This window comes from Rhodoferax sp. (assembly GCF_012927445.1).
In the GTDB taxonomy this organism is placed as follows: domain Bacteria; phylum Pseudomonadota; class Gammaproteobacteria; order Burkholderiales; family Burkholderiaceae_C; genus Rhodoferax.
Map to the genome: position 1 here is coordinate 676703 of NZ_JABBPD010000004.1, position 12516 is coordinate 689218.

9 protein-coding genes are annotated in these 12516 nt (G+C 60.6%); 3 read left to right on the plus strand and 6 right to left on the minus strand.

All coding sequences use genetic code 11. The annotated features are described in order from the left end of the window. Positions 1-14: 14 nt before the first annotated feature. The 6 genes from HHJ17_RS08815 to HHJ17_RS08840 form a co-directional block, all read right to left on the minus strand. Positions 15-5672 (minus strand): Hpt domain-containing protein, encoded by a 5658-nt coding sequence (locus tag HHJ17_RS08815; protein WP_296505571.1) that lies wholly within the window; start codon positions 5670-5672, stop codon positions 15-17. Between the two features lie 44 nt (positions 5673-5716). Continuing rightward, entirely contained in the window at positions 5717-7957 is a 2241-nt protein-coding gene (locus HHJ17_RS08820; protein WP_296505572.1) for a methyl-accepting chemotaxis protein, read from the minus strand. A gap of 21 nt (positions 7958-7978) precedes the next feature. Then, a complete protein-coding gene (locus HHJ17_RS08825; RefSeq protein ID WP_296505573.1) occupies positions 7979-8509 on the minus strand; it encodes a chemotaxis protein CheW in 531 nt (176 codons plus the stop codon). Between the two features lie 15 nt (positions 8510-8524). Beyond that, positions 8525-8890, minus strand: a complete 366-nt coding sequence (locus HHJ17_RS08830; protein WP_296505574.1) for a response regulator — start codon at positions 8888-8890, stop codon at positions 8525-8527. After that, complete coding sequence (locus HHJ17_RS08835) at positions 8890-9288, minus strand: response regulator (RefSeq protein ID WP_296503101.1); 399 nt, start codon at positions 9286-9288, stop codon at positions 8890-8892. The genes HHJ17_RS08830 and HHJ17_RS08835 overlap by 1 nt, the downstream gene beginning before the upstream one ends. Positions 9289-9350: 62 nt before the next feature. Then, positions 9351-9503 carry a rubredoxin gene (locus HHJ17_RS08840; RefSeq protein WP_296503174.1) on the minus strand — a complete coding sequence of 51 codons (153 nt, stop codon included), beginning with the start codon at positions 9501-9503 and terminating at the stop codon, positions 9351-9353. A 148-nt stretch (positions 9504-9651) separates the two neighbouring features. Here HHJ17_RS08840 and HHJ17_RS08845 point away from each other — a divergent pair, with 148 nt between their 5' ends. The 3 genes from HHJ17_RS08845 (at position 9652) to HHJ17_RS08855 (ending at position 12458) form a co-directional block, all read left to right on the plus strand. Beyond that, positions 9652-10563 carry a bifunctional hydroxymethylpyrimidine kinase/phosphomethylpyrimidine kinase gene (locus HHJ17_RS08845; RefSeq protein WP_296503104.1) on the plus strand — a complete coding sequence of 304 codons (912 nt, stop codon included), beginning with the start codon at positions 9652-9654 and terminating at the stop codon, positions 10561-10563. Further along, a complete protein-coding gene (gene hemL / locus HHJ17_RS08850) occupies positions 10547-11860 on the plus strand; it encodes a glutamate-1-semialdehyde 2,1-aminomutase (protein ID WP_296503106.1) in 1314 nt (437 codons plus the stop codon). The genes HHJ17_RS08845 and hemL overlap by 17 nt, the downstream gene beginning before the upstream one ends. 379 nt (positions 11861-12239) lie before the next feature. Beyond that, positions 12240-12458, plus strand: coding sequence for a DUF1059 domain-containing protein (locus HHJ17_RS08855; protein ID WP_296503108.1), 219 nt, complete (start codon positions 12240-12242; stop codon positions 12456-12458). Positions 12459-12516 lie beyond the last annotated feature (58 nt).

Sequence of the window (12516 nt, forward strand, 5' to 3'; positions counted from 1 at the left end):
AGCCCCGACGGGGGCTACGACTGCTTTTTATCCTCAACCGGCGCTGCACAGTACAAGCGCACCAAGCCAATCAGCTCGTCTTCCGAATACGGCTTGCCCAGATAGTGATCCACGCCCAGCGCCCGCGCATGCTCACGGTGCTTCTCGGCAATGCGCGAGGTAATCATGATGATGGGGAGATCGCGCAGTTTGGCATCACCCCGGATATTGCGCACCAGATCGAAGCCATCCATGCGCGGCATTTCGATGTCGGACAGCACCACCGCCGGTTTTTCTTCCTGCAAGCGCTCCAGGGCCTGCAAGCCATCGTTCGCCAGCGCGACGCGGAAGCCTTCCCGCTTCAGGAGACGCTGCGTGACGCGGCGCACCGTGATCGAGTCGTCCACCACCAACACCAGAGGCGCCTGACTGACACCCACCATCAGGGACGCCAGTGGGGTGGCGGCGGCGTAAGACAAGCCGCCGACCGCCTGGTCGGCATTGAGCTTGAGTTGGCGTGCCTGTTCGCCATAAACGGTCGCCAGCGCCACCGGGTTGTAGATCAGGACCACGGCCCCCGAGGCCAGCATCGACATGCCGACCAAGCCTGGGAGACGTGACAACTGATGCCCGAGGTTTTTGACCACCACCTCCTGGTTGCCCAACACCTCGTCGACGTGCATGGCCACCCGCTGACCGGCGCTGCGGAAAATGGCAACCGGCAGCGTTTTGGTTCTGACCTCGCTGCTGTTGGCCGAGGCCTGCAACAGGGCCCCCGCCCAGAAAAACGGCACTTGTTCGCCACCAAACTCGAATACATGGCTCTGGTAGGCGCGTTCCAGGTCGGCCGCGGGTACCCGCCGCACCATCTCGACCAGATTCGCCGGAACACCCGTCACCAGTTCGCCCATGCGCAGCATGACCACCTGCGTCACCGCCGTGGTGAGCGGCAACACCAGTTGGAACTTGGTGCCTTGGCTGCGGACGGTTGATGTTTCTATGCGGCCACCCAGTGCATTGACCTCGGCCCGGACGACATCCAGACCAATGCCTCGACCGGACAACTCCGTGATCTGCGACGCGGTTGAAAAACCGGGGACAAAAATCAGATTGGCGGCTTCGGCATCCGTTAACGACGCGTGCTCGGCGACATGGCCATCAGCGTGTGCTTTTTCACGGATACCGTCCAGATCCAGCCCGGCACCATCGTCACTGATCTCGACCGACACATCATTGCTTTGCTGTTGCAGCCGAATGGTAATAGTGCCCGCCGCCGGTTTGCCGGCCTCGATGCGGACCGCCGCGTCCTCAATGCCATGGGCCACCGCATTGCGCAGCAAATGCTCAAACGCGGGCGCCATCCGGTCCAGCACGCCGCGGTCCATCTCCAATGAGCCCCCTTGAATGTCGAGCTTCACCTGTTTGCCGGCATCCTTGGCGGCCTGGCGCACCACGCCGTACAAACGCTCGGCAATGCCCTCAAACTCCACCATCCGGGTTCGCAGCAAGTCGCGCTGCAACTCACGGGCCTGACGGGCCTGGGCGATCAAATCATCCTCGACCCCCTCCACCGTGCGCTGCAGACTGCGCTGCACCGTGGCCACGTCATGCACCGATTCGGCCATCATCCGGGTCAGCTCCTGAACCCGGGTGAAGCGGTCAAACTCCAGCGGGTCAAAGCCTTGCGCCGAGTCTTTCGACTGGGCCAGACGCGACTGCATCTGGGATTCGGATTGCAACTCGATATCGCGCAACTGGTGGCGCAAACGGTCCAGATTGCCGGTCAACTCCCCCAGCGAGCCGCGCAACTGCCCCAAGCGGGACTCCAGCCGCGAGCGCGTGATCATCACCTCGCCGGCCTGATTGACCATGCGGTCCAGCAACTGCGAACGCACCCGCACGGTTTGATTCGGCAAATGGCGCAACGGCGCCAACGGTAGGGTCATTGGCAGCACAGTCGCCGGGACCACCATCGGCGCGACCGCCGCAGCCTCCCCTCCCGGGAGAACCGACGTGATCGCTTCTTCGATCGCCGGCCCGGCCTCCGGCAGACTCAAGGCCTGCTCTGGCGTGGCGCGCAGCCGATCAAAATGGGTTTGTATCGCATCAAAGCGCGCCAGCAACGGCTCCAGCTGCGGCGCCTGCAAATCCTCAACACCCAGCTGCTCAATGGCCGACTCCATGCGGTGCGCCATCTCGCCCAGACGCATGGCGCCGGCCAGACGCGCACTGCCTTTGAGCGTGTGCAACACGCGCAGCACTTCATTGCGGGCGCCCAAATTCTCCGGCCGCGCCGTCCATTGCCGCAACGCGCCGCCCAGCTGCGGCAACAACTCCAGCGCTTCTTCTTCAAAAATCGGGAACAGGTCGACATCAAGAACATCGAGCGCGTCAATGTCCTCCTCATCGAGCGTCAGCACAACCGAGGCGGCGAGCGGGATGCCCTGATCCAATGGAGCGGGTTCTGCCGCCGCAGGCAGGGTGACCGGCAGCGCGGGGGCTACCGGCTCAACTTCCGCAACCACTTCGACATCCGGGGACTGATCAGCAGCGGCTTCGGGTTCGATTTCCGGTTCAAGTTCGGCTTCAACCGGCTGCTCGCGCTCTTCGGCCACGGCGGGGAATTCAATCTCCACAATGGCTTTGAGCGCGTCAATCAGCGCGCGATCCGGCTCCTTGAGGAAGCCGGCCGCAAATTGATGCAGCAGGCGCCGAATATCTTCCGCCGCCGCAATGAAGACCTGCGCGTGCGCCGGAAGACTTTGCCGGTGAAGCTGCACATGTTGCAAGGCGTGTTCCAGTGCCCGGGCAATCTCGGACAAGGCAAAAAACCCAACGGTGGCGGAACTGCCGGACAAGGAATGCGCCAAGGCAATCGTGGTGTCGGACAGCGGCCGCGGCAACTCCAGCGCCCATTCGTTCAACTCGGTGAGCAAACGGCGCGACCATTCATCGGCCTCATTCAAATAAACGTTGTAGAGCGGAATATCAATGCGCAAGGTGCCAATCACCTTGACCTGATCTTCATCCTCGGCTTCCACCAGCTCGAGCGGTTCCGGCGCTGGCGGAACTTCTTCGGCCACAGGCTCCAGCTCAACCAGTTCGGGCTGCAGGGTCACGGCTTCGTCCGGCGTAGCGGCGGCCTCGGGCGGTGTTTCTGCAACTTCAGCGACGTCCGCAAAATCAAAATCCATCAGGTCCAGCGGCAACGCTTCCCCAACGGCCTCCGCCTCTTTATCCGGCTCCAGGCTGGCATCAAAGGCTTGCGTTACATCAAAATCAAACAGTTGGGTAGAAACGAAATCAGGCGGCGTTTCTTCTGCGGGCGCGGACACTGGCGCCGGCACCTCGTCACCCGGCAGCAGCAGATCCACCACGCGGTCGTCCAGACGCAGGCCATCGGCCGCCTTGCGAAAAGGCTGCGCAGTCCACGGTGCGTCATCGCCATTCGCGATCGCCTCGACCCAGCGACCCAAGCCTTGCATGGCCTTGTCGGCAAGATTAACCAATTCATTACTGGCCGGTTTTTGCTCTGCCAGCCAGGCATTGAGCAACTGCTCCATGGACCAGGATGCCTCACCAAACTCGTTGAGGCCCACCATCCGTGCGCTGCCCTTGAGCGTATGGAAGGAGCGGCGCAGCGTGCTCTGCTGCCCCAGGTCGGCGGGATCGCTGGCCAGATTCCGGGTCGCTTCCAGCCCGGTTTGCACTACTTCACGCGCTTCTTCCAGGAAGATATCCTTCAACTCACGTTCGTCATCGTCCAGCGTCGCAGCAATTGCCACTGGCAGCACTTCAGGCGGCGCAACCAACACGGGCGAAGCCACTTCAACCGGAAGTTCCGCTGGCGGGATTTCAACCGGCAACGCCACGGCCGCAAGCCGCTCGGCGGCAACGCTGGGGCTCGCTTCTGCCACGATCTCAGCAGGCTTTTGCCGCCCCATCAGGGGCTTGAACTCACCCAGTTCTTCGTCATAGACAAAGAGTTTTTTGGCCAGTTCGCGCTGATAACTCAGCATGTCGATCAAAAAACCAAGGGCACCCAGGCTGTTGCCCAACTTCTCGAAAATACCGGTTCGCGCGGACTCCACGTCGACCTCGTCAACCAGAAATCTTTCGACACTGCTCCGCATGCGCAACGCGGCCAATGCGGCTTGATCCAGCCCCAACACCGAGAACACGCCGCGCATCTGCGCCAGCTGGCTGGGCACCTCATGCAAAGGGACTTTGTCATGCGGGTTGCGAAAGAAAGAATCCAGTGATAGCTCCACCTCGCCCAGCGTCGCTCGCAACTCATCGACCACGCTCCCCATGATCTGCCGATCACTGACCCGGCGGTACAGGTCTTCCATCCACTTTTCGAGCGGCTCGGTTTCTCCGCCGGCATTGACGTTTTCCAGCCGCCGCGCCAGGCTGGCACTGCGTTCCGCCATGTGGGAGTCGGTCGGATCCAGATCTTCGTAGGCGGCTTCGAGGTACAGCACCGCCGTGGCCACTTCCATGGCCAGTGACGGCGCTGGCGCCTCGCCCGAGCGCACGGTAGCGTCGATGGACTGCGTCAAGGCGCGCACCAAATCACCACTCTCGGGGTGCAGTTTCAGCACCGAATCGGTCACCAGGCTGAATTGGTCCGTCGCCGCCTTCAAGCGGTTGGTATCCCCGCCAGCGAGCGCCGACCAGGTCTCGGTGGCGGCGGCAATCCGCTTGCGGGCCTGCACCAGCAGCGCCGGATCAAAACGTCCAAACTGGGGCGTCTCGTAATCAAACGATTTGGTCTGGGTCAACCCATAAGCGGCGCGAACCGCCGCCAGCACGGGCGCATCAACCGCATGGGCTGGAACCGCTTGCGCACAGAAAAACAGCAAATCCTGAATCAAACGATCAGAAATTCCGGCCTCGCCACGGGCCAGTGTTCGGTATTGCAAAAGAATACGGGACGCAGCCCGTTTGCCATACACATCGGAGGGACACAGCCCCAGCGACACGGCTTCAAAATAGGCGGCACAAATTTTCCAGAAAACGCGCGGCTCCAGCGTACTTTGCTCGGCGGCAAAACCCAGGCTGATATCGTGCATGGCTTTGGCTGCGGCCACATCACCCGACTTGACCACTTTCAGGATCAACCCGTCAAGACGGGCCCTAACAGCGGAGTCGTACGCCAGCGGCATCGCCTCTTCCGGCAGCGCCACGTCAATCCAGCGCCACTCAAACGGCCACAAATCGGCCGGGTGCACGCGATCCTCGCCTACCAATTCCAGCACATCGCGGTACTGGGGAAACAAGGCGACCGACGAGGCATTTTTGCCCTTGAGAACGCCTTCCAGGTATTCAGTCAGTGCAAAACTGGCCCGCTCCACCTTGTTGGCGGCTTCATCGCTGCAAAGCTCGGGGCGCTGCACAAAACGCTGGGCCAGCGCCTCCATGGCGCGCAAGACCTTTGCCGGTGCGGCCAATCCCACCATCTCCAGGGCACCCACGGCCTGATGCAGTTGCTGTCGGGCAATGCGCAACTGGCTGGCGTCCAGCGCGGCCAGATCGGAACCACGCGCCAGTTCGGCGTCACGCACAAATCGGCGCAGGGCTTTGGTTGCACCATCCAATGATTTGCGCAACTCATCGAGCACCCAGGCCAAAGGCCCGAGATCATGGGTCGCGAGTTCATTGTCGCCAGTCAGGGCAGCGTTCGGTTGCATGGGTTCGTGCACTCCTGGGGATAACAAATTCAAACTTATTCAGCTCAGGAAATCTTGAACCGGGCCACAGACTGGCGCAATTCTTCAGCCATTTTGGAGAGCTCGCGCACTTGCGTGGCGGTGGAGCGCGTGCCCTCGCCAGTCTGTTCGGTCACCGCAAAAATGTGCTGGATATTTTCAGCCACCACATTGGCCAGGTTCGCTTCCCGCGAAGTGGAACTGGAAATTTGCTCGATCAACTCGGACAGCCGACGCGACACCTGATCAATTTCGGTCAGGGCGGTACCGGCGTTATCCGACAGCTTGGCCCCTTCCACCACGCCCTGGGTGGAGCGCTCCATGGCGCCCACGGCATCCTGGGTGTCGGTCTGAATCGCCTTCACCAGCGCCGCAATCTGGCGCGTGGCATCGGCCGAGCGTTCGGCCAGCCGCTGCACCTCTTCCGCCACCACCGAGAAGCCGCGACCGGCCTCACCGGCGGAGGCGGCCTGAATGGCCGCATTGAGCGCCAGCACGTTGGTCTGTTCGGTAATGTCGGAGATCAGCTCGGTGATTTCACCAATTTCCTGGGATGACTCACCCAGACGCTTGATCCGTTTCGAGGTCTCCTGAATCTGGTCCCGAATCGAGTTCATACCGCCAATGGCGTTTTGCACCGCCTGCAAGCCCACCTCGGCGGCGCGCAGCGACTGCCGTGCCACAGAGGCGGACTCTTGCGCCTGCACCGACACTTCATTAATCCGGGAGGCCATCTCGACGACCGAGCGACCGGTTTCCCGAATTTCATGCAATTGCTCGTTGGAAGCGGCCAACAGCTCGGTGGACGTGGTGTCCACATCGGCGGTGGTCTGCGCCACGCGGGCCGCTGTGTTTTGCACGTTCCCCACCAGCGATCGCAATTCTTCCACCGTGTAGTTCACGGAGTCGGCAATGGCGCCGGTAATGTCTTCGGTGACAGTCGCCTCTTGCGTCAAATCGCCCTCGGCCACCGTCTGCAACTCATTCATCAAACGCAAAATCGCAGCCTGGTTGGCATCGTTCACCCGCTTCGCCTCTTGCTCCTGGTGCTCGGCATCGACTCGCTGCGCCTCGGCGGCAACCTGGCGCTTGCGACTGTCCAGCAACTGGACATAAGACAGGCCGGCGGCACAAAGCAGGGCAAACAAAGCGGAGCCGACCAGCACCGCCAAGGCGCCAACGCCAAGCCCGGTGTGGGCCGAAAGTTTGCTCTGCAGCGCTTCCAGATTGCGACGCAGCGGTTCGCTGTCACTCACAATGGAAACTTGCGCCTCACGCGCCGACACCAGCCCTTGCAGATTGCCCAGAATGGCGCCAGCCTGCATACGCGTCTCTTCAAACAGTTTGATCAAGGCCGCCAGTTGTTCACGCGTTTGCGGATCTTTGGAGGCTGTCAACCGCAACTCGGGGCTGCCATCCAGCAAGCCCTGTGAAATTTCCTTGAACGAATTCAAGTCTTTTCCCAGCAGGAAAACTGCCTCGGGATTCACACCCTCAACCGTCAAAAACTCATTGGACGACTTGCCAATGCGCTGCGTCAACATCACCAACTGACTTGCCGCCGAAATTTCGGCGGAGGAGGCATTTTGCTGCAGCTTGAGAGAGGACACGGTCTCGGCGATCTCCAGCAGATCGGAAGACTGCCGATTGATCAGGCGAAGCGCGGCCCCCACCTGCGTCAGGATTTTCTGCTGCGCCATCACCGTGGCGGCATGCTTTTCAGCGCGCTCCACCAAGGGCGTGATTTTGTCCAGCTCCGGCTGGTAGTCAGCACTCAAAGCCACCAGACTCATCTCTTGATCACCGGCTTTCAGACCGCGCACCGACTTGGCCAGAACACCCGAGCTATCGGCCACGTCCGGAAAGGCCTGCGCGCCCCCCACCAAGGCCTGCGATACCGATTTCGCCAACCGTTGTGACTGCATCAAAGAGTTGCCGGTGGCCTCCATCTGTTGCGCCACCCGGTCACCCTGACTTAAGGCCACCAGCGTCACCGCCGCCAGCAAAACCAAGGCCAAGCCCAGCAAGATCGACAGCATTCGCTGATGCTGAACGACTGTCTTCTTTCCGAGAATGGGCAGGGCAATCAAGTCGGGCGAATCTTCATCAGACTCGTCAGCGGTATTCAGCGCTGGTTCACCCTTGATTTGCCCAAGCATTCCCGGCTCCATCGCGGCGTCCGGCATGGCCAGACTCAACCGGGAATCTTCCTCGGAGTCGGGCACCTTTTTTGCAAACATGTTTTTCAGTTGATCGACAACGGACATAAGGGAACCTTAGGTAGAAACTTAAGCGCTAATGCTGAGAAATTCGGGAAGTTGAGATAAGGACTGGAGGTTGATCTCCTGCCAGTGCTCGCCGTTGAGGTCGGTAAACCGGTTACCGAAATAAGCCGGCGAACCCTCTGGGGGCGCCACGGCGTCAGAGAACGCATCACGTTTGCGCAGCCCGGCCAAGCCATCCACCAACAACGCACAATTGAGCTCCAGCGCCGCATTGAACGTGATGACACTGGATTCAGCCAGCGATTGCTCGCCTCTCAGTCGCGTTGCCCCGTCGCCCATGAAGCTGGCCAGATCCACAACGCCATACAAAGCGCCGCGCAGATTGATCACGCCCATGAACCAGGGACGGGCATAGGGCACCCGCTGAATATGAGCCAGCGGGAATATTTCGCCCGATTGCGACAGCGGGAAAAGGCAGTTGAACTCCCCCACTTTGACCGCCAGCCACGAGGCAGACACGCCCTCAGAGCGCGCCGCCTGCAATCGGCTGGCGAGACGGGTCTGGAGTTCCCGGAGCGCTTCGCGATTAGCCATGCAGTCCTGCGGAGTTCAACCCAAAGCCTTGATCTTGACCATCAACTCGGCCGCATCGACCGGTTTGGTGATGTAGTCGCGCGCCCCCTGGCGCATGCCCCAGACACGGTCAGTCACCAGGCTCTTGCTGGTGCACATGATGATCGGGATGCCGGCATATTCAGGCGTCCGGTTGATGGAGCGTGTCAGCTGAAACCCATTCTGGCCGGGCATCACCACATCCATCAGAATCAAATCGGGCTTTTCCTCGGACAGCCGGCGCAGCGCCTCATCAGCGCCCTCGGCGGTGCGGACCGACATGCCGTTTTTCTGCAGCAAATTCGTCATGAACATCAATTCAGTTTTTGAATCGTCCACGATCAGAACTTTTTGGATTGCCATCAATTTTCTCCTTGCATTACGGTGCCAAACTGCTGAACAGCCTGCAACAACTGGTCTTTGGTAAACGGTTTGGTCAAATAGTCTTGCGCCCCGACCATGCGTCCGCGCGCCTTGTCAAAGACGCCATCCTTGGACGACAGCATGACAATCGGCACGCCGGCAAATCGGGCATTGCGCTTGATGATGGCGCAGGTTTGATAACCATCAAGCCGGGGCATCAGGATGTCGCAAAAAATAAGATGCGGCTGGTAGTCATTGACCTTGGCCAGGGCATCGAAACCGTCCTCAGCGAGCATGACTTCGTGCCCACCCTGCTTGAGAAATATTTCGGCACTGCGCCGGATGGTGTTGCTGTCGTCAATCACCAGCACTTTGAAAGTTGATCCCGTCGTATTCACAAGACATGGCTCCTGAACTGGCATTTAACAAAAGTAACGATGCACATGTTGGGCAAACGGCCTCAAATCTGCACCATTTCGAAGTCTTCCTTGCGGGCGCCGCACTCCGGGCAGGTCCAATTGAGAGGCACCTCACGCCACGGCGTTCCCGGCGCGACGCCATGCTCGGGGTCGCCCGTCTCTTCGTCATAGATCCAGCCACAAATCAGGCACATCCAGGTTTTGGTCTCGCTCACAGCTTAAAAAGCCTTCCAATAGAATGTAATCATCGAATAAAGACGGCGTGCGGGCTTCAAACGCCACACACTACAACTCACGATATTCTGCCTGAAGAAAAATACGGGCCCGCTCATGCAACCACCCATGGTTTCCCTTATAGACGAAGAGCCGACGCAAGCGACGCATCCCGCCTGCGTCATGGTGTTCAACGCCAATGATCCCAGCGGTGCGGGCGGCCTGGCCGCGGATGTCACGGCCATTGCATCGGTGGGTGCGCATCCGCTGCCGATCGTGACCGGCGCCTACGCCCGCGACACCGCCGAGATTTTCGATCACTTTGCGTTCGACGAAGACGCCGTGACAGAGCAAGCGCGTGCCGCCCTGGAAGATGTCCAGGTCCAGGTGATCAAAGTCGGCTTTGTCGGCTCCCCGGAAAATCTCAGCGTGATCGCCGGCATTGCGGCCGACTACGCGGACGCGCCCCTGATCGCCTACATGCCCGACCTGTCCTGGTGGGATGAAGTCCAGATTGACCTGTACCTGGATGCTTTCAAAGAACTGATCCTGCCCCAAACCACCGTATTGGTGGGCAACCACAGCACCTTGTGGCGCTGGCTGCTGCCCGACTGGAGCACTGAGCGCAGCCCGGGGGCACGCGACATTGCCCGCGCCGCCCAAGAACTGGGCGTGTCCTATACGCTGGTGACCGGCATTCCGCTGCCCGACCAGTTCATTGACAACGTGCTGGCGTCCTCGCTGGCCGTGCTCGCCAGCGAAAAATTTGAACGCTTCGAGGCGGTGTTCTCCGGGGCTGGCGACACCCTGTCGGCCGCGCTGGCCGCCCTGCTGGCCAGCGGCGACGACCTGGCGGAATCCTTCACCGAAGCACTGAGCTACCTGGATCGCTGCCTGGAAGGCGGCTTTCGCCCCGGTATGGGGCACATCGTGCCGGACCGGTTATTTTGGGCCCTCCCTGAAGAGGATACCGAAGCAGACTCCGACGAACCCTCTTCTTTTTCCACGCTGGATTTCCCCTCTAATGACACAAAACACTGATCACAACCACACGCTGTTCGAACGCGCCAAGCGGGTCATCCCCGGCGGCGTCAACTCCCCGGTCCGGGCCTTCAAGGCGGTCGGTGGCACGCCCCGCTTTATCAAGCGCGCCCAAGGGGCTTACATGTGGGATGCCAACGACCAACGTTACATCGACTACATCGGCTCTTGGGGCCCGATGATTCTGGGTCACGGCCACCCCGCCGTCCTGAAAGCGGTGCAAGAAGCGGCGCTGGAAGGTTTTTCATTCGGCGCCCCGACCGAACGCGAAGTCGAGCTGGCGGAAGAAATCCTGAAACTGATGCCGTCGATGGACATGGTGCGGCTGGTCAGCTCCGGCACCGAAGCCGCCATGAGCGCCATCCGGCTGGCCCGCGGTGCCACCGGCCGCAGCAAACTGATCAAGTTTGAAGGCTGCTACCACGGCCATGCCGACGCGCTGCTGGTCAAGGCCGGCTCCGGTCTGGCCACCTTTGGCAACGCCACCAGCGCCGGCGTGCCGCCCGAGGTGGTGCAGCACACCTTGGTGCTCGAATACAACCATATTGGCCAGCTGGAAGAAGCCTTTGCCTTGCACGGCGACACCATCGCCTGCCTGATGATTGAGCCGATTGCCGGCAACATGAACTTCGTGCGCGCCTCGGTGCCCTTCATGAAACGCTGCCGCGAACTGTGCACCCAGTATGGCACCTTGCTGGTGTTTGACGAAGTCATGAACGGCTTTCGGGTCGCCTTGGGCGGCGCACAAAGCGTCTACGCCCGTGACATCCCCGGCTTTGAGCCCGACATGACGGTGATGGGCAAGGTCATTGGCGGCGGCATGCCGCTGGCGGCCTTTGGCGCCAAACGGGCCGTGATGGAGCAGCTGGCGCCCCTGGGTGCGGTGTACCAGGCCGGCACGCTGTCCGGCAACCCGGTGGCCACCGCCTGCGGTCTGGCCACGCTGCGTGAAATTCAAAAGCCCGGCTTTTTCGACGACTTGTCGCGCAAAACCCGCTTGCTGGTCGATGGCCTGACCGCGGCGGCGCAGCAGGCCGGCGTTCCGTTCTGCAGCGACAGCGAGGGCGGCATGTTCGGCTTTTTCCTGCTGGACGCGCTGCCGCAAAACTACCCGGCCGTCATGAAGACCGACAGCGCCCGCTTCAACCAACTGTTCCACGGGCTGCTGGACCGTGGCGTCTACATTGCGCCGGCCCTGTTCGAAGCCGGTTTTGTGAGCGCCGCACACACCGATGACGACATCGCCACCACCGTGGCCGTGGCGCATGAGGTCTTCAAATCGCTATCTAAACAATAGCTTACAACGCTTATTTAACGGGGGCTACAGCCTGATTAGCCATTGAAAATCACTCCTCAAAATGGCCTCTCAACGGCAGGCCGCTGGCTGCCCCAACGTGAGCGACGTCAAGGGCGGCATGAATCTGGGGGGCCACCCGCGGCTTGCCCACGGTCAATCCATCGGGTTACCCCGCCGATGGGGTGCGTCTGGCGTGGATCTCGGCCGTCAAATTGAACACGGTGTTTGACAAAAATTTCTTGCAGATTTGATTTTTTTGACTATAAGAAAAGAGCGGCACCGTTCGCAATTGCAGAGCGCCCGGCCCGACGCCATTGCTGACAACTCTGCGCGGCAATCCGAGCCTCTGCATCGTCATTAACTTGATAGGGAGGTTGACATGACACGCCAATACGTGGATTGCCGGGAATTTCCAAGTGACATGAATTGCTCGGTAGCGATCGCGGCTGACACGGACCAAGAACTGCTGGAGGCAGCCGTTCAGCACGCCGTCGCGGTTCATCACCACGAAGACTCCCCGGAATTGCGCCAACAAATTCGGCAACTCTTCAAGGAAGGCACGCCACCCATGGCGGTGTCGCGCAAGCAGCCCGCCTGACTGGGCCTTCCCATAAAAAAAGCGGCACCAGGCCGCTTTTTTTTACTTAACACCGATC